The sequence below is a fragment of the Mesorhizobium sp. GW821-FHT04C10 genome, from assembly GCF_059420305.1.
In genome coordinates this window covers 421,929-439,378 of the sequence record NZ_JBWKTL010000001.1, presented here as the reverse complement: position 1 = coordinate 439,378, position 17,450 = coordinate 421,929, and the positions used below count along the sequence as shown (strand labels likewise).

Genomic DNA, 17,450 nt, shown 5'->3' with positions numbered 1-17,450 from the left:
GTGATCTCTCAAAAAGATTCAGTCGATGCGCCCGAACCAGGCGCCGTAACCACCAAGTTCGATCGAACCGGTGCTCGCCTGCCCGGAAAACCCGTGTCCCGGCAAGGGTTGCAGTGATGGTCCGCCTAGGTCGACCTTGGCCGGCTTGGCGCCGAGGTTGAAGACGCAGACGACTTGCTCATTGCCCGCCCGGCGCGTGAACGTGACAGTGTCGCCCTCGCTTTCGATGAAAGTGATATCGCCCTTGGCCAGCGCCGGATGGGCACGGCGGAAGGTGAGGAAGCGCCGGTAGTGTTCGAGCAGCGAAGCCTGGTCGCCCTGCTGGACATTGACCGCTTGCGCCAGATGTTTTGCCGGCACCGGCAGCCACGGCTTTGCCTGGGAGAAGCCGCCATTCGTGGCGTTGCCATCCCACACCATGGGCGTGCGGCAGCCGTCGCGGCCCTTGAATTCCGGCCAGAAACGGATGCCATAGGGATCTTGAAGATCCTCGAAGCGCAATTCGGCTTCGCCGAGCCCGAGCTCCTCGCCCTGATAGATGCAGACCGAGCCGCGCAGCGACATCAGCAATGCCGAGATGACCTTGAGATAGGCGGTCGGGTCGGCCTCGTCGGCAGCCCAGCGCGAGGCCGGGCGCATCACGTCATGGTTGGAAAACGCCCAGCACGACCAGCCGTCGCTGGCGACCTTGCCGAAGGCTTCCAGCACCGAGCGGACCTTGGCCGCGCTGATCTTTTCCGGCGCCAGGAAGTCGAAGGAATAGCACATGTGCACGCGCTTGCCGCCGGCGGTATAGGCGGCCACGACTTCCAGCCCGCGCTGCGAATCGCCGACTTCACCGACCGCGGCGGTCGCCGGATATTCATCGAGCAGGGCGCGGAAGCGTTCGAGGAAGCCGAGGTTTTCCGGGCGGCTCTTGTCGTAAAGATGGTCCTGGTAGTTGTAGGGATTGACCGCCGGCGCTGTCTGGTCGTTGCGCTGTTCAGGCGGCAGCGGCGGATTGTTTTCCAGGCCCTGGCTGTGGAAGTAGAAATTGATCGTGTCGAGGCGGAAGCCGTCGACGCCGCGTTCCAGCCAGAAGCGGGTGACGTCGAGCAGGGCGTCCTGGACTTCGCGGTTGTGGAAGTTGAGGTCGGGCTGTTCGGCCAGGAAATTGTGCATGTAGTATTGCTGGCGGCTGGTGTCCCACTGCCACGCCGATCCGCCGAAGATCGACAGCCAGTTGTTGGGTGGCGTGCCGTCCGGCCTGGCGTCCGCCCAGACATACCAGTCCGCCTTCGGATTGGCGCGGCTCGACCGGCTTTCCTTGAACCAGGGATGGTTGTCGGCGGTGTGCGACAGCACTTCGTCGATCATCACCTTGAGGCCCAGCCGATGCGCCTCCGCCGTCAGCGCATCGAAATCGGCCAGCGTGCCGAACATCGGGTCTACGTCGCAATAGTCCGAGACGTCGTAGCCGAAATCCTTCATCGGCGATTTGAAGAAGGGTGAGATCCAGATGGCGTCCGCGCCGAGCGCGGCGATATAGGGCAGCCGCCCGATAATGCCCTTGAGGTCGCCGATCCCGTCGCCGTTCGAATCCTGGTAGCTGCGCGGATAGATCTGGTAGATCACGGCCCCTCGCCACCAGTCGCGATCGACGGCAAGGTCAGGCTTCGAGCTGGCCTTCAAAGCGGATTGCATGGTTTCAGCCTCCTTTCACCGAGCCGGCAAGCAGCCCGCGGACGAAATAGCGCTGCAGTGAGAAGAAGACGATCAGCGGCACGATGATGGTGATGAAGGCCGATGTCGTCAGGATCTCCCAGTTGCCGCCGCGAGAGCCGAGCAGCGCATTGAGCTTGGCTGTCAACACGATCTGGTCGGGTGCCGTACCGAGGAAAACCATCGCCACCAGCAGATCGTTCCATACCCACAGGAATTGGAAGATGGCGAAGGAGGCCAGCACCGGGAAGGACAGCGGCAGCACGATCTTGACGAAGATCTCGAAATCGCTGGCACCGTCGATGCGGGCCGATTCCATGATCTCGCGCGGCAGGCCGGCAATATAGCTGCGCAGCAGATAGATGGCGAAGGGCAGGCCGAAGCCGGTATGCGCCAGCCAGATGCCGAGGTAGGTCTTCGACGGCACCCCGAAGAAAGTGCCGACGCCGTTGTAGAGTTTCAACAGCGGGATCAGGGACATCTGCAGCGGCACCACCAGGAGGCCGATGATGACCGCGATCAGCAGCGCACGGCCAGGAAAACGCATCCAGGCCAGTGCGTAGGCGGCAAACGCGGCGATCAGGATCGGAATGACGGTCGCCGGGATGGTGACGGTCAGCGAATTCATGAACGAGCGGCCGATGCCTTCCGAAAACAGCACGGTCTGGTAGTTGTCGGTGGTGAATTTCGGCGGCGCCGACGAGGCATAGTAGACGCGCTGGCCGCGATCGCCTTCGAACGCCTTGGGCGAGGCCATGACGAAGCTGCCGTCGGCATTGACCTGCAAGGTCACGCCGTCACCGAGGTCTGCCGATGTGCCGGCCGGATACTGTGTCGGTGACGCCGCCTTGACGCCGAACGCACTGATGCTGCGCCTGGCGCCGTCGCCGAAAATGTTGCCCTCGAGGACGAACTTGCCGTCCTTCTGGGTCTGCGCCGAGGCGGGGGGCAGGCGCCCGGCCTCGGTCTGGCTGGAACTGGCGAACGAATTCCACCAGCCCGAGGCAACGATCTGATCCTTGTCGCGCAGCGACGAGACCAGGATGCCGAGTGTCGGAATGGTCCAGATGGTCACGAAGACCAGCACCGCTATATGGACGCCGAAACGGCTGGCGAAGGAATTTCCGGTCGCGACGGCCATTTCAATGCCCTCCCGTCTCTTTGTTCGCCTGGCGGATGTTCCAGACCATGATCGGGATGACCGCGATCATGATGATGATGGCGATTGTCGCGCCACGGCCGAAATCGCCACCGCCGCGGAACATCCAGTCGAACATCAGATTGGCCAGGACCTGGCTGTTCCATTGGCCGTTGGTCATGGTCAGCACGATGTCGAACACCTTGAGCACCAGGATGGTGATGGTGGTCCAGACAACCGCGATCGTGCCCCAGATCTGCGGCACCATGATCTTCCAGAAGATCTGGAACGGGTTGGCGCCGTCGATGACGGCGGCTTCCAGCGTCTCCTCCGGGATGCCGCGCAGCGCCGAGGACAGGATGACCATGGCAAAACCGGTCTGGATCCAGATCAGGATGATCATCAGGAAGAAATTGTTCCAGAACGGCAGCGATATCCAAACCTGCGGCTGGCCGCCGAAATGCTGGATGATGGCGTTGAGCAGGCCGATCTGCACCTGGCCCTCGCCGCGATATTCGTAAATGAACTTCCAGATCACGCTGGCGCCGACGAAGGAGATGGCCAGCGGCAGGAAGATCAGGCTCTTGGCAATCGTGCCCCACCAGATCTTGTCGGTGAGCACGGCAATGATCAGTCCGAGGAAAGTACAGGCGGCGGGCACCACGGCCAGCCACAGGATGTTGTTCAGGATCGAGTTTCGCAGATCCTGATCGCGAAGCGCCCACTCGTAGTTGGCGAAGCCGACGAAGTTCTCGCCGCCGCGGTCGAGGAAGGAGAGCCACAGTGTCGCGATCACGGGGTAGATCAGGTAGATGGTGAGAATGATCAGCGCCGGGCCGACGAACAGCCATGGCCGCACCAGGCCCTGCCGGCGCAGATTGTTCACGGCGGTCGTGCCGGAAACCCCGCGCGAGGGGAAGGTCAAGTCGAGGAGTTTGTTGGCGCCCCAGAAATAAGCGACACAGCCGCCGACGCCGATGATGATGACAAATATGGCCGAGAAGATCTGAGCCGCCATGGTCCCTCTCCCTGCGCATGATCGGCCAGGCAGTGCTGGCGATTGGATGCACCGATTTCGTTATTCGGAACAATCGAACGCGAAAGGCTTCCGGCATGTGCTGCCGGTGAATCCGGGCCGGGGCCCGGATTCGGTATGAGGATCAGGAAAGTCTGGATTGCACCTGAACCCGGGCTGGTCACTTGCCCGGGCTGGTCATTTGATCGCGTCCCAGCTCTTCTGGATGTCGGCGGCCACGTCCTGGGCGGATTTGCCACCGACCAGATCGATCATGCCGGTCCAGAATGAGCCGGCGCCGATCTTGCCGGGCATCAGGTCGGAACCGTCGAAGCGAACCGTCGTCGCTCCGACCAGGATCTCGCCCTGCTTTTTCAGCGCATCGCTGCCATAGGCGTCCTTGTTGGCACCCTTGAAGGGCGTGACGAAGCTCTTCTGCGCCATCCACAATTCATGCGCGAGCGGCATTTCGAGGAACTTGATGAACTCGCGCGATGCCTTGGAATCCTTGGTGATCATGACCAATGTTCCGGCCACTTCCAGCGGCGTGCCGAGTTCCGGCTTGGAGGCGTAAGGCGGATAGTTGAAGAAATCCGCATCCTGGCCGAGCTTCACGCCCTCCGGGAAGAAGGAGGGGATGAACGACGCCTGATGGTGCATGTAGCACTTCGGCGGCACGGTGAAGAGGCCCTTCGGGCTGTCGCGGAAGTCGGTCGCCGCCACTGCCTTGGCGCCGCCATCCACCATCTTGTCGTCTGTGGCGATCTTGCCGAAGATGTCGATGGCGTTGACCACCGCCGGATCGGTGAACGGGATCTCGTTCTTGACCCACTTGTCGTAGACTTCCGGCGGCTGCGTCCTGAGCATGATGTCCTCGACCCAGTCGGTCGCCGGCCATCCGGTCGCACCGCCCGAGCCAAGCCCGATGCACCAGGGCTTGCCGCCGTCGGCGATGATCTTCTTTTCGAGCTCGGCCAGTTCCTCTTGCGTCTTCGGTACCTTGTAGCCGGCTTCGTCGAAATTGTCGGGCGAGTACCAGACCAGCCCCTTCACGTCGATCTTGTAGGGAAAGGCATAGAAGCCCGGCTTGCCGTCCTTGCCATTATACGTGCCGAGCTTGGCCCAGGAGTCGCCGGCGGCATAGTTCTCCTTGATCCAGGCGGCGACGTCGTCGCCCAGCGGGGTCAGGACGCCCTTGGAAGCAAGATCCTGGATCAGGCCCGGCTGTGGCAGGATGGCGATGTTTGGCGGACTGCCGGCCTGGGTGTCGATGACGATCTGCTGCTCATAGTTCTCGGAAGAGGAGTACTTCACCTCGGCGCCGGTCGCTTCGGCGAAATAATCGAGCACCGAACGGGCAAGCGCCTCGTCCTCGCCGCGCCACGGCCCGAAGATGGTTAGGGTCTCGCCCTTGAGATCGACTTTCTTCAGGTCTTCGTAATTTGCCCAGTTGAAACGCTTGTCCTCGCCCGGCTTGAACTTCAGTTCTGCATGCGCGGGCGCGTTCAGGGCGAGCGTGGCAAACGCAGCACCCAGCAAAAGCATTTTCTTCATCGGTATTCCCTCCCAGTGGGTCACACACACCGGACGGAACCTCCATTCCGCCCGCCGACGCCGCAGGACTGTGACTCAGTCGCAAGGGAACCGCAACCTTTCGAAGAGTCTTCCAAAGCGCTTTGGCTTTCCTGATCTCGCCACTGAATCGACCGGAAGTCAAGAGGTTCGGTTAGCTAATCGATTTAATCTCGCCGATTCTGACATCAAAAGTGCACCGCAGCATGCTTTTTGGCAGCGCAACAGCAATTTTCTGTTTCAAACCGATCTCGACCCCGCTTATGGTTGTGTCGATGCCCTGGCGGCCTTGTGGCACTTGGGTCGATTCAATTTAAAAGCGCTTTGAGGGAATGGAGGCCGTTGTGAACCTCAAGCAGCTCGCGCATATGCTGGCGCTTTCGCAGACCACGGTAAGCCGGGCGCTGAATGGCTACCCGGAGGTCAACGAGGAAACGCGCAGGCGCGTGATGGACGCCGCCAAGCGCCATGGCTACCGCCCCAATCCGAGCGCGCGCCGGCTGGCGACCGGCAAGTCCGGCATGATCGGTTATGTCCTGCCGACGGGTGCGGCCGTCGACATCGATCCGCATTTCGTCGAATTCCTGTCCGGCCTCGGCGACTATGCCCGCTCGCATGAGCTTGATCTTGTGCTGTCGCCGGCCGATGCCGACGACCAGGAGACCACTTACCGGCGCATCGTCGCCAACCGGCAGGTCGATGCCGTCTACATCTCGTCGCCAAGGCCGCAGGACAGCCGGGTGGCGCTGGTCAGCACGCTCGGCATCCCTTATCTGGTCCACGGCCGCAGCGAAGGCCTCGATTTCGACTATCCCTATCTCGACATCGATAATGAGGGTGCCTTCCACGAGGCGGCGCGGTTGCTGGTCCAGCTTGGCCACCGGCGGCTGGCGCTGATCAATGGCGACGACCGCGAAACCTTTGCCATCCATCGCGAACGCGGCGTGCGCCGGGCGCTCGCCGCGAGCGGACTGACCCTCGGCGAGCGCCACGTCTGCTCGGTGGCCATGACCGAAGAAAACGGCTATCGCGCCACCAGGCGATTGCTTGAGGCGAGCGACGCGCCGACGGCGATCGCTTGCTCAAGCCTGATCATGGCGCTTGGCGTCGTGCGCGCGGTGCGCGACCTCGGCCTCACCATTCCCGGCGATGTCTCGCTGATCGCCCATGACGATGTCTTCCCCTGGCTGAAGCCGGAAAACTTTTCCGTACCGTTATCGACGACGCGCTCATCCATCCGTCTCGCCGGCGAGCGCGTCGCCGAGCGGCTGGCGGCACGGATATCGGGCCTGGAAGAAGGCGCCCGCGGCGAGGTCTGGCCGGTCGATCTGGTGGTGCGGGGCTCGGTCGCCGGTGCGCCGGCATAGGAGACAGACCCAATCACCCTGCGGAGCCGGCCCCTTGTGGACCTTGCCGGACGATCGATTGCCGTGTCGTGGGATAACGGTCCGCCTGCGTCTGCTCTTGATTTGGCTTTTGGAGGGTGGCAACCAGTAGGCCGGAGCCATCGATCATTCCTCCCAGGATGCGCCACTTGCCCATATTCCCCTTCTCCGAAGCGGATCCAATCCGACATGCCGGTCCGCCGCCGAAGACTTCGGAGGTGGTCATTGTGGGCGGCGGTATCATTGGCGTGACGACCGCTCTTTTCCTTGCGCAGCGCAACATTCCGGTGACGCTGCTGGAAAAAGGACGCGTTGCGGCCGAGCAGTCCTCCCGAAATTGGGGCTGGATTCGAAAGCAGGGGCGAGACGCGGATGAACTGCCGATTGTTATCGAGGCGTCTCGCCTATGGCGGCAGCTGGCTGAGGAATGCGGCGAAGACATCGGTCTGAACCAGACAGGTGTGACCTACCTGGCAAGCTCGGACAAGAAAATGGCCGGCTTCGAAAAATTCATGAAGATCGCCGCGATCCATGAACTCGACACTCGCCTCCTGGACGCGGACGAAACCGCAAAACTCATCAAGGGCATGTCGCGCAGGTTCAAGGGTGCGATGACGACGCCCTCCGACATGCGTGCGGAGCCTTGGTTGGCGGTGCCCGCGCTTGCGCGGCTTGCCGCCCGAAAAGGTGCCAGGATCGTAGAGAATTGCGCCGTGCGGACCCTCGAAATCTCGGCGGGCAGGATCAAGGGCGTGTGGACCGAGGCGGGGTACATAGAGACCTCCAGCGTCCTGGTCGCGGGCGGCGCCTGGTCATCCCTGCTCCTGGCAAGACACGGCGTGTCCGTCCCTCAGCTCAGCGTCAGGGTAACCGTGGCCGCCACGGAACCCCTGCCCGAAATCTATTCCGGTGCGGCGGCCGACGACAACATCGCGTTCAGGCGCAGACAGGATGGCGGATACACGCTCGCCCCGGGAGGCAGCAATTTGCTTTACGTCGGGCCCGACGCGTTCCGGCACGCCACCAAGTATCTTCCAGCCCTCATGGCCAATCCGTTCGGAACGCGTTACTCTCCGTTCGCTCCGTCAGGCTACCCCGACAGCTGGTCTACGCCGCGCGACTGGGCACCGGATTCCCGCAGCCCCTTCGAAAGGATGCGGGTGCTCAACCCAGCCGCCGAACGCTCCGGCCTCCGTTCGATAGAACGCAATTTCAAACACCTTTTTCCACAGTTCGAAACGCTTCGCCTAAAGGCGGGCTGGGCAGGCATGATCGACGCCATGCCCGATGTCGTCCCTGTCGTGGATCGCGTGGAGGCGGTCGGTGGTCTTTTCGTCGCGACCGGCATGAGTGGTCACGGGTTTGGTATCGGGCCAGGAATCGGTCGCGTCGTTTCCGACATGATACAGGGAAACGAGACTGGGCATGATCTCAGCCGCTTCCGGCTGTCGCGTTTCTATGATGGAAGCGCCGTTCGATTGGGCCCATCTCTATAGTGTCGGTGCCCAGGCTCATTGCTTCGCCGCTTCGGCCGCCTTGATGTCCAGCAGTCCGTAGCCGAAGTCGTTGTCGCGCCCCTTGGGGCCGAGATCCTTCGCTGTCGCCGCCAGTGCCTTCTCGATGTCGTCGGCCGAGCGGCCCGGCGCGGCATGGAGGAGATTGGCGATGGCGCCGCTCACGATCGCCGCGGCGAACGAGGTGCCGGTGACCACGTCCGAGCCGGCGCCGCTTGGCGCCACCATCTCGACGCCGGGCGCCGAAATGAAGACGTAGGCGCCGCGATTGGCCTGCGGCATCAGAGCGTCCTTGGCGTCGGTCGCGGTCACCGCGATGACGCCGTCGAAGGCGGCCGGATAGCCATAGGGCGCCTTCGGCCCGTTATTGCCGGCAGCGGCGACCAGCACCATGCCGAGCGCCCGTGCATTGCGGCAGGCGGCGCCGAGCAGGTCGTTCTTCGGCCCGACGAAGCTCATATTGATGATGCTGACATTCTGCTCGGCCGCCCAGTCGAGTGCCGACAGGATGACGTCCATGGTCGACTTGCCGCCTTCGAAGGCGCGGGCATGGTAGATCCTGGCGCCCGGCGCCATGCCTTCCAGCGCGCCGACGCCGGCGATCAGGCCGTCGATCGAAGTGCCATGATCGCGCTTCTCGATCGGCACGTCGGGCATGGCGTCGAACTGCGCGGCGATGACGCCGGCCAGCGCCGGGTTGGTGTCGTCGATGCCGGTGTCGATGACGGCAACACGAACGTTTTCGCCGCTGGCCTGTTTGGCATCGAGCGCGATGCGGTCGAAGGCATAGTTGACGATGCCGGCCGCCTGCTGCAGCGAGTAGATGTGGTTGGGCTCGCGGCGCTGCGTGCGGCCGTCGGCGGCAAGCTGCGCCAGTACGACACCGACAGGGCGGCCGTCGGGAATGCCGAAACGCACCAGCGTGGTGCCGAGCAGCCGCGACTGGCGCTGCGAACGAACCTGAAGGCCGAAAGAGGCGGCGATCTGCTGCACGGCGCCGGCATCGCCGTCGACGGTCACCAGCACCTCGTCGGGCACGAAATCGCCCACCACCGCGCGCGGCGGCTGAACGGCGATGAGATCGGTGGGCGAGACGATCGCCCCCCCGGCCGAGGTTCCCGGTTGCGTATCGGCGGGGGCGGCCGGCGGCGTAGCCGGATCCTGGCGCGGTGCGGGTGTCGGCACGGGCACCGGAGTTTCGGCGGGATTGGGAAAGAGGTCGACGATCAGGGCCGGAAGAAAGACGGCGCCGGGCCGCGATGCCCCCGAACCGTCCTTTTCGTTGTCCTTGGCGCAGTCGGCTCCTGCCGCATTGGTGCCGTTGCGGCAGTCGATCTTCGTCTGGTCGCCAGTAGTGTCGTTGGTCTGTGCCGATGCAGGCACGGCGGCGATTGTCATCGCCGCCGCAAGGACCACCGCAAATCGAACGACCGCCTCAGCCGCCATCAGCCGGTTTCCTTCCCTCTATCACAGTCTCGGTGAACGGCTGGGCAGCAATAAGGCCGAGCTGCTTGGTGTATTCGGCTGCGTTGGCCGCGGGAATGCCGAGCCGGAACACGCCATCGGCGGTCGGTCCGCCAATGACCTTCAACCCGCCGCTGCCGAGGAAGCCCGAAATATCGGACATCTTCGCATCAGGCTTGAACTTGACCAGCGCGAACGGCATTTTCGCCAGGTCGTCTTCGGCGCCGGCGATCTCGAAGTCCTTGCCCTTGCCGCCGGGCTGCACCAGGGACTGCACAGCGATCAGTGCCAGCAACACCGCGGCCGTGGCCCAGGCGACACCGGCCGGCACCGCCATGAAACGCCCCCAGGCCTGCGCCAGCCAGGAGGAGCCCGCCGGTGCCCGTGCCGGCCCCGCTTCGGCATCGAGTGCCCTGGCGAAGCGGCTGAGCGCATCGGCCGGCGGACGGATCGCCTCATTGGCGGCCGATATGCCGGAGAATTCGGCCTCGGCCTCGCCAAGGGCTGCCATTGCGGCCGGATCCGTCGCCAGCCATTCTTCGACGGCTTCCAGCTCCGAGCCTTCCAGCGAGCCGTTCAGGTAGAACGGCAGCAGCGTTTCCATTTCGTCGCGGCGCGACATTTTTTCAGCGGCGCTCATGGCCACCCCCTGTCGTAACCGGCGGCCTTGAGGGCCTCTCCGAGTTTCTTGCGGGCGTAGAACATCCGGGTCTTGACGGTCGCGACCGGGATGCCGAGCACCTCACCGATCTCGGTCACCGACTGTCCGTGATAATAGGCAAGGTCGATCACCGTGCGGTGCTCTTCGGGCAAGGCATCGACAAAGCGGCGCAAGGCGGCGGCCTTGTCCTCTTTCATCGTGACGACCTCCGGCGTGTCGGCGCCGTCGGGCACCGCGGCGGCGGCCTCGTCGTCGATCCAGTCTTCCTTCCTCTTGCGCAGCAGGGACAGCGCCTTGAACCGGGCGATGCCGAGCAGCCATGTCGAGACTTCGGAGCGTCCCTCGAAACCTGGCGCCTGGCGCCACAATTCGAGGAAGACTTCGTTCGCGATATCGTCAGCCATCATTTCCGATCCCGTCTGGCGCGCCACGAAGCGGTAGACCCGCGCGTGGTGACGCATGAACAGGAGCCGCACGGCGGCACGATCACCCTTCGCGACACGGTCGACAAGCGCGCGATCGGTATCCGTCGCTGCCGTCATGGCCGGTCGAGCCGCCTGGCTCCTGCCTGCTCTGTCGCTGATCGGTCCAAAAAGGTTCATCCTCCGCCAAGGAATTCGCGGAGGCTAACCGAAGAAAGGGGAGGTTGCCAGTAGGGGCGCCTCTTCCTTCCCCCCTTGTGGGGGAAGGTGGATCGGCGCGCAGCGCCGAGACGGATGAGGGGTGGGTGACGGAGTGCCGTCGTCGCCAGGCTGGAGCAGCCTCATCCGACATCGCTTCGCGAGGCCACCTTCTCCCACAAGGGGAGAAGGGAAAGTTGCGCTCACCCCAGAAACGTCTTCGCCTTCATCGTCGCCGGCACCGGCACGCCGAGCCGGCTCAACACGGTCGGCGCCAGCTGCAACTGGTCGAGCAGCGTGTCGCCCTCGGGGCCTTTCGCCGGACCGAAATAGTACAGCGCGAAATCCTGCATTTCGTCGTCATGGCCGCCATGGTGGCCACGGTCGGTCTGGCCGTGGTCGGCGGTGACCATGACCTCGTAACCTGCTTCGATCCAGCCCGGCAGGAAGGCTGCCAGCATGCCGTCCATCGCATAGACGGCATGGTCCATCTCGTGGCAGTCGTGGCCGAAGCGATGGCCCATCGAGTCCAGCGTGCATGTGTGCAGGATGCCGTAGTCGATGCCGTGGCGTTTCGTCAGCATGGTCAGCGTCGCGAACAGGTCGACGTCGCTCGGTGTCATCTGGTTACGGGCATTGTAGCCGGTCATGGTGTGGAACCGGCCATGCGTGATCGGACCACCAGGCTCGTCATATTCCATGTCCTCGACCAGGTCGAACGGATAGGACCGGAAGAATTCGGACCAGTAGGAATGCGTCACCGCGCCTGTCTTGCCTCCGGCCTTGCTGACTTCCGAGAAGATGTCGGGCTGCGCGACTCGGAAGCGGTTCTCGTTGGAAAGAATGCCATGCACCTGCGGTGACACGCCGGTGTGGATGGAGGCATAGCAGCAGGCCGAGGTCGACGGCAGCACCGAGCGCATCTTCCAGACCCGCGCGTCGCCCGATTGCACCCAGCCCTCGAGATTGCCCATCAGCCGGCGCCAGTTCCTGTAGGGAACACCATCGAGGATGATCAGCAGAAGCTTGGATTTGAGCGCCATGGGCAGCTCCATGATGTCTAGCAGTTGAAACGGGAACGCCGTGTGCCGTTTCGGGCACACGGCGTTCTTACACGTGAATCAGACAGGCAGGGTTCGACTAAGCGTTGAGCCAGCACTCGCCGAGTGCGTAGCCGTCCATCATTTCGCCGATAGGGCTCTTGGCAAAGCCGCTGATCTTGTTGGTGGCGGCGGCATCGATGAATTGGTTGAAGAACGGCACGATCAGGCCACCCTCGTCGCGCATCAGCACCGCCATGTCGTGGTAGATCGCCTTGCGCTTGGCCTGGTCGAGTTCGCCGCGCGCTGCAAACAGCATCTTGTCGAATTCCGGCCGCTTGAAGCGCGTGTCGTTCCAGTCGGCGGTCGAAACGTAGCCGGTGGAATACATCTGGTCCTGCGTGGCGCGCCCACCCCAGTAGGAGAGCGAGAAGGGCTGCTTGTTCCAGACCTCCGACCAGTAGCCGTCGCCCGGCTCGCGCTTGATCTCGATCTTGATGCCGGCCTTGGCGGCGCTCTGCTGGTAAAGCTGGGCCGCGTCAACGGCGCCGGGGAAGGCGACGTCGGAGGTGCGCAGCAGGATGGAGCCGCTGTGGCCCGACTTCTTATAGAGCGCCGCCGCCTTTTCCGGATCGAACTTGCGCTGCTCGATGTCAGTGGAAAACAGCGGGTAGGCTTCGTTGATCGGGAAGTCATTGCCGACCGAGCCGTAGCCGCGCAGGATCTTTTCCAGCAATTCGTCGCGGTCCATGGCGAGCTTGAGCGCCATGCGAAGGTCATTGTTGTCGAACGGCGCCGTGTCGCAGAACATGTTGAACGGATAGTAGCCCTTGCCCGACACGTTCTCGATGGTGACGCCCGGGATGCGCTTGACCAGGTCGACGACCTTTGGCTCGACGCGGTTGATCATGTGCACCTGGCCGCCCTGCAGCGCGGCCAGCCGCGCCGTGGCGTCATTGATGACGACGATCTCGATCTGGTCGGCATGGCCCAGCTTGTCGCCTTGCCAGTAGTTGGCGAAGCGCTCGCCGCCATGGCGCACGCCGGGCTGGTTGACGGTGACCTTGTAGGGGCCGGCGCTGATGCCGGCATTCGGATTGTCCTTGCCGCCATTCGGCTGGATGACGAGATGGTAGTCGGCCATGAGGTAGGGGAAGTCGGCGTCCGCATCGCCGAGCGTGACGATGACTTCCTTGCCGCTTGCCTTGACGCCCTTGATGTTCTTGAGGATGCCGAGCGCGCCGGATTTGGACTTCTCGTCGGCATGGCGCTCGATCGTGGCGGCGATGTCTTCCGCTGCCACCGTCTTGCCATTGTGGAACTCGATGCCGTCACGCACCTTGATCGTCCAAGTCTTGGCGTCCTTGGAAGCGCCGATCTCCTGGGCGATCATGTTGGTCAGGCTGTTGTCCGGCATCAATCGGACCAGATATTCGCCCCACTGCTTGCCGAAGCTGTAGGTGACCTGGCTGAGGTTCAGCGCCGGATCGAGGCTGTTGGTCGATTCGCCGCCCTGCAGGCCGGCCTTGAGGATGCCGCCCTTGACCGGCGTCTGTGCGAAGGCTTTCCCGGCCAGCGTCGTTGCCAGCGCCGCCGACACACCCAGCGCCGCGGTGCGGCCAAGGAAGTCGCGACGTGATATCCGGCCCTGGCCGGCGAGCTCAGCGAGATGGTCGAGTTCAGTCTTCATGTCCTACCCCTTGTTGAAAATAACGTCACACCAGCGGCGCCCGTCCGGAAGGACCTGTGGCGCCCTTGTGTTGCATGCTGATGACGATGGTCGCTCCCCGGCCAGCCGCTTCAGTCCATCCCTTTGCTTCAGCGCAATTCCGAGCGGAAAACCCGCTCGCCTTCCCGAATTGCTCAGTTCCCCGCGCTGGCCATGCGCCGCCCCTTGATGGCCTTTTCCAGCCAGCCGATCTCCATTTCCGGAACCGACGACAAGAGAAGGTCCGTATAGGCATCGAAGGGCGGCGTGAGAACCTTGCTCTTCGAGCCGTAGCGCACCACTTCGCCGCGATACATCACCGCGATCGAATCGGCGATCGACTTCACCGTCGCCAGGTCGTGGGTGATGAAGAGATAGGCGACCTTTTCGTGCTCCTGCAGGTTCAGCAGCAGCTTGAGGATGCCGTTGGCCACCAGCGGGTCGAGCGCCGAAGTGACCTCGTCGCAGATGATCAGCTTCGGCTTGGCGGCAAGCGAGCGCGCGATGCAGACGCGCTGCTTCTGGCCGCCCGAAAGCTCGGCCGGATAGCGGTCGAGGAAACCCTTGCCCATCTCGATCTCGTCGAGCAGTTCGGCAACGCGCTTGTCGCGTTCGCGGCCGCGCATGCCGAAATAGAATTCGAGCGGGCGGCCGATGATGGTGCCGACGGTCTGGCGCGGGTTCATCGCCACGTCGGCCATCTGGTAGATCATCTGCAACTGGCGCAGATCCTCCTTCGGCCGGTCGGCAAGCCGGTTGGCCAGGGGCCGTCCGTCGAAGGTGACGTTGCCCTGCTCGGGCGGCAGAAGTCCGGTGATGGCGCGCGCCAGCGTCGACTTGCCGGAGCCGGATTCGCCGACCACGGCCAGTGTCTGGCCGGGGTAGATATCGACCGAGACGTTCTTCAGCACCTTGACCTGGCCGCCGCCATAGGCCGCGGTGACGTTCTTCACCGAGAGGAACGGTGTCGCGCCGGGCTTCTGTTCGGAATGTTCTATCTCATGCACCGAGACCAGCGCGTTGGTGTATTCCTGGCGCGGCTCCTTGATGATCTGCCTTGTGCCGCCCCATTCGACCAGCCGGCCGTGGCGCAGCACCATGATCTCGTCGGAGACCTGGGCGACCACCGCCAGGTCGTGGGTGATGTAGAGCGCCGCCACATGGGTGTCGCGGATGGCGTCCTTGATCGCCGCCAGAACGTCGATCTGCGTCGTCACGTCGAGCGCCGTCGTCGGCTCGTCGAAGACGATCAGGTCTGGTTCCGAGCACAGCGCCATTGCCGTCATCACACGCTGCAGCTGGCCGCCCGATACCTGGTGCGGAAAGCGTTCGCCGATGGTCTCGGGGTTTGGCAGGCTGAGCTTCTTGAACAGCGCGACGGCTCGCTTTTCCGCCTCGGCGCGTGTCGCCGTGCCGTGCAGCAGCGTGGCTTCCACCACCTGGTCCATCAGCCGGTGCGCCGGATTGAAGGCGGCCGCCGCTGATTGCGCGACATAGCAGACCTCGCGGCCGCGCAGCTTGCGGAAACCTTCCTTGCCGCCCTTCAGGATGTCGCGGCCGTTGAGGATCACCTCGCCGCCGGTGATGCGCACGCCACCGCGGCCATAGCCCATGGAAGACAGGCCGATGGTCGACTTGCCGGCGCCGGATTCGCCGATCAGGCCCAGCACCTTGCCCTTTTCCAGCGTCAGCGAGACATCGTGCACCAGCACGATGTTCTTTGGCGCCTCGCCGGGCGGGTACACCGTGGCCTCGATGCGCAGGTTCCTGATATCGAGCAGCACGCCTGGCTTGGGTTGTCCGGGTTTCGCTTTGCTGTCGGCCATCACCCGCGTCCTCCCTTCAGGCTTGTCGTGCGGTTGAGGATCCAGTCGGCAACAAGGTTGACCGAGATGGCTAGCGCCGCGATCGCTCCCGCCGGGATGAGCGCGGCGGCAATGCCGAAGACGATGCCGTCCTTGTTCTCCTTGACCATGCCGCCCCAGTCGGCGTCCGGCGGCTGCACGCCAAGGCCGAGGAAGGACAGCGTCGACAGGAACAGCACCGCGTAGATGAAGCGCAGCCCGAGTTCCGAAACCAGCGGCGACAGCGCATTGGGCAGGATTTCGCGGAAGATGATCCAGGCACTGCCTTCGCCGCGCAGTTTTGCCGCCTCGACATAGTCCATGACGTTGATGTCGACGGCGACAGCGCGCGACAGGCGGTAGACGCGTGTCGAGTCGAGGATGCCCATGACCAGGATCAGCGTCACCAGGTTCGTCGGCAGCACGGAGAGCACGACCAGGCCCATGATCAGCGTCGGGATCGACATCAAAAGGTCGACCAGACGCGACAGGATCGTGTCGAACCAGCCGCCGAACACCGCCGCCGAGAAACCGAGTATGGCGCCGAGCGAGAAGGACAGCGCGGTGGCCAGCACGGCGATGAACAGGGTGATGCGCGCGCCGTAGATCATGCGCGACAAGAGATCGCGGCCGAGATTGTCGGTGCCCAGCCAATGCGTTGCCGACATCGGCTCCCAGACGTCGCCGACGATCTCGGCATTGGCGTGCGGGGCGATCAACGGTGCGAAGACCGCCGCCAGCACGAACAGGGCGGTCAGCACCAGGCCGATCAGGGCGGGGATGGGGATGCGTTTTATATCGAGCATGCCCGCCCCCTCACTTTGGATGTCTGAGACGCGGATTGGCGACGATCGCCGCTATGTCCGCGATGATGTTGAGGCTGATATAGACGGCGGCGAAGATCAGGCCGACCGCCTGCACCACCGGCACGTCGCGCTTGGTGACGTGGTCGACCAGATACTGCCCCATGCCGGGATAGACGAAGATCACCTCGACCACGACCACGCCGACGATGAGATAGGCGAGATTGAGCATGACGACGTTGATGATCGGCGCGATCGCGTTCGGGAAGGCGTGCTTGCGGATGACCGCGAAGGCCGAAAGCCCCTTGAGCTCCGCCGTCTCGACATAGGCCGACTGCATGACGTTGAGGATCGCCGCGCGGGTCATGCGCATCATGTGGGCGAGCACCACAAGGGTGAGCGCCGTCGCCGGAAGCGCGATGGCCTGCATCCGCTCGCCGAACGGCATGCCGTCATAGACGGTCGAGATGGCGGGGAAGATCTGCCATTTCACGGCGAAGAAATAGACCAGGAGATAGCCGATGAAGAATTCGGGGAAGGAGGTGGAGGCGAGCGCCAGCCCGGAGATCAGCTTGTCGACCCAGCCATTGCGGAAGCGCACGGCGATCAGGCCGAGGATGATCGCCAGCGGCACCGCCACGATCGCCGCCCAGAAGGCGAGGAACAGCGTGTTCCACAGCCGGCCCTTGATCGAGGTGGCGATATCCTGGCCGCTCGACATTGCCGTGCCGAGGTCACCGGTCAGCACACCGCCGAGCCAATGGAAATACCTGACATAGGCCGGATCGTTCAGCCCGAGCTGCTCGCGTAGATTGGCGAGCGACTCCGGTGTCGCCGATTGTCCCAGAATGGCTTGCGCGACGTCGCCGGGCAGGATCTGGGTGCCGGCGAAGATCAGGACCGATATGGCCAACAGAAGGAGGATGCCCAGCGCAATGCGCTGGGCGATTAGTTTCAGGATGGGTGAAGACATCTCTGCAAAGCC

At 63.5% G+C, this 17,450-nt stretch carries 15 protein-coding genes; 3 read left to right on the top strand and 12 right to left on the bottom strand.

What is annotated here, in order from left to right; translation table 11 throughout:
- Positions 1-18: 18 nt before the first annotated feature.
- The 4 genes from bglA to AC07UC_RS01945 all read right to left on the bottom strand — a co-directional run bounded on the left by bglA (position 19) and on the right by AC07UC_RS01945 (position 5,408).
- Entirely contained in the window at positions 19-1,683 is a 1,665-nt protein-coding gene (gene bglA / locus AC07UC_RS01960) for a beta-galactosidase BglA (RefSeq protein ID WP_494903715.1), read from the bottom strand.
- 4 nt (positions 1,684-1,687) lie between these two features.
- Positions 1,688-2,842: a carbohydrate ABC transporter permease gene (locus AC07UC_RS01955; RefSeq protein ID WP_140770219.1), complete on the bottom strand. Its 1,155-nt coding sequence runs from the start codon at positions 2,840-2,842 to the stop codon at positions 1,688-1,690.
- Between the two features lies 1 nt (position 2,843).
- Positions 2,844-3,857 (bottom strand): carbohydrate ABC transporter permease, encoded by a 1,014-nt coding sequence (locus AC07UC_RS01950; protein WP_494903713.1) that lies wholly within the window; start codon positions 3,855-3,857, stop codon positions 2,844-2,846.
- A gap of 195 nt (positions 3,858-4,052) precedes the next feature.
- The gene (locus AC07UC_RS01945; RefSeq protein WP_494903710.1) at positions 4,053-5,408 is read right to left on the bottom strand and encodes an ABC transporter substrate-binding protein; all 1,356 of its coding nucleotides are present in this window, start codon (positions 5,406-5,408) and stop codon (positions 4,053-4,055) included.
- A gap of 70 nt (positions 5,409-5,478) precedes the next feature.
- On the opposite strand from AC07UC_RS01945, the gene AC07UC_RS01940 reads away from it, so the two are divergent.
- From AC07UC_RS01940 to AC07UC_RS01930, 3 genes are all read left to right on the top strand, one after another.
- The gene (locus AC07UC_RS01940; RefSeq protein WP_494903708.1) at positions 5,479-5,754 is read left to right on the top strand and encodes a hypothetical protein; all 276 of its coding nucleotides are present in this window, start codon (positions 5,479-5,481) and stop codon (positions 5,752-5,754) included.
- A 16-nt stretch (positions 5,755-5,770) separates the two neighbouring features.
- Complete coding sequence (locus tag AC07UC_RS01935; RefSeq protein WP_140770213.1) at positions 5,771-6,793, top strand: substrate-binding domain-containing protein; 1,023 nt, start codon at positions 5,771-5,773, stop codon at positions 6,791-6,793.
- A 167-nt stretch (positions 6,794-6,960) separates the two neighbouring features.
- The gene (locus AC07UC_RS01930) at positions 6,961-8,307 is read left to right on the top strand and encodes an NAD(P)/FAD-dependent oxidoreductase (RefSeq protein WP_494903706.1); all 1,347 of its coding nucleotides are present in this window, start codon (positions 6,961-6,963) and stop codon (positions 8,305-8,307) included.
- A gap of 15 nt (positions 8,308-8,322) precedes the next feature.
- Here AC07UC_RS01930 and AC07UC_RS01925 read toward each other — a convergent pair whose 3' ends face one another.
- The 8 genes from AC07UC_RS01925 to AC07UC_RS01890 all read right to left on the bottom strand — a co-directional run bounded on the left by AC07UC_RS01925 (position 8,323) and on the right by AC07UC_RS01890 (position 17,438).
- Positions 8,323-9,771, bottom strand: coding sequence for a S8 family serine peptidase (locus AC07UC_RS01925; protein WP_494903704.1), 1,449 nt, complete (start codon positions 9,769-9,771; stop codon positions 8,323-8,325).
- A complete protein-coding gene (locus tag AC07UC_RS01920) occupies positions 9,761-10,429 on the bottom strand; it encodes an anti-sigma factor (protein ID WP_494903703.1) in 669 nt (222 codons plus the stop codon). The genes AC07UC_RS01925 and AC07UC_RS01920 overlap by 11 nt, the downstream gene beginning before the upstream one ends.
- Positions 10,426-10,992, bottom strand: coding sequence for a sigma-70 family RNA polymerase sigma factor (locus AC07UC_RS01915; RefSeq protein ID WP_140770205.1), 567 nt, complete (start codon positions 10,990-10,992; stop codon positions 10,426-10,428). The genes AC07UC_RS01920 and AC07UC_RS01915 overlap by 4 nt, the downstream gene beginning before the upstream one ends.
- Before the next feature lie 281 nt (positions 10,993-11,273).
- The gene (locus AC07UC_RS01910; protein WP_494903701.1) at positions 11,274-12,113 is read right to left on the bottom strand and encodes an alkaline phosphatase family protein; all 840 of its coding nucleotides are present in this window, start codon (positions 12,111-12,113) and stop codon (positions 11,274-11,276) included.
- Between the two features lie 97 nt (positions 12,114-12,210).
- On the bottom strand, positions 12,211-13,800 hold the full coding sequence (locus tag AC07UC_RS01905; RefSeq protein ID WP_140770201.1) for an ABC transporter substrate-binding protein: 1,590 nt from the start codon (positions 13,798-13,800) through the stop codon (positions 12,211-12,213).
- 173 nt (positions 13,801-13,973) lie between these two features.
- The gene (locus AC07UC_RS01900; protein ID WP_140770199.1) at positions 13,974-15,644 is read right to left on the bottom strand and encodes an ABC transporter ATP-binding protein; all 1,671 of its coding nucleotides are present in this window, start codon (positions 15,642-15,644) and stop codon (positions 13,974-13,976) included.
- Entirely contained in the window at positions 15,644-16,468 is an 825-nt protein-coding gene (locus tag AC07UC_RS01895; RefSeq protein WP_172371154.1) for an ABC transporter permease, read from the bottom strand. The genes AC07UC_RS01900 and AC07UC_RS01895 overlap by 1 nt, the downstream gene beginning before the upstream one ends.
- A 10-nt stretch (positions 16,469-16,478) precedes the next feature.
- Entirely contained in the window at positions 16,479-17,438 is a 960-nt protein-coding gene (locus AC07UC_RS01890) for an ABC transporter permease (protein WP_202324896.1), read from the bottom strand.
- Positions 17,439-17,450 lie beyond the last annotated feature (12 nt).

Coding starts and splice junctions, on each gene's coding strand:
- AC07UC_RS01920 (WP_494903703.1), bottom strand. CDS start 10,429: ATGAGCGCCGCTGAAAAAATGTCGCGCCGCGACGAAATGGAAACGCTG.
- AC07UC_RS01955 (WP_140770219.1), bottom strand. CDS start 2,842: ATGGCCGTCGCGACCGGAAATTCCTTCGCCAGCCGTTTCGGCGTCCAT.
- AC07UC_RS01910 (WP_494903701.1), bottom strand. CDS start 12,113: ATGGCGCTCAAATCCAAGCTTCTGCTGATCATCCTCGATGGTGTTCCC.
- AC07UC_RS01915 (WP_140770205.1), bottom strand. CDS start 10,992: ATGACGGCAGCGACGGATACCGATCGCGCGCTTGTCGACCGTGTCGCG.
- AC07UC_RS01905 (WP_140770201.1), bottom strand. CDS start 13,800: ATGAAGACTGAACTCGACCATCTCGCTGAGCTCGCCGGCCAGGGCCGG.
- AC07UC_RS01900 (WP_140770199.1), bottom strand. CDS start 15,644: ATGGCCGACAGCAAAGCGAAACCCGGACAACCCAAGCCAGGCGTGCTG.
- AC07UC_RS01890 (WP_202324896.1), bottom strand. CDS start 17,438: ATGTCTTCACCCATCCTGAAACTAATCGCCCAGCGCATTGCGCTGGGC.
- AC07UC_RS01925 (WP_494903704.1), bottom strand. CDS start 9,771: ATGGCGGCTGAGGCGGTCGTTCGATTTGCGGTGGTCCTTGCGGCGGCG.
- AC07UC_RS01945 (WP_494903710.1), bottom strand. CDS start 5,408: ATGAAGAAAATGCTTTTGCTGGGTGCTGCGTTTGCCACGCTCGCCCTG.
- bglA (WP_494903715.1), bottom strand. CDS start 1,683: ATGCAATCCGCTTTGAAGGCCAGCTCGAAGCCTGACCTTGCCGTCGAT.
- AC07UC_RS01950 (WP_494903713.1), bottom strand. CDS start 3,857: ATGGCGGCTCAGATCTTCTCGGCCATATTTGTCATCATCATCGGCGTC.
- AC07UC_RS01895 (WP_172371154.1), bottom strand. CDS start 16,468: ATGCTCGATATAAAACGCATCCCCATCCCCGCCCTGATCGGCCTGGTG.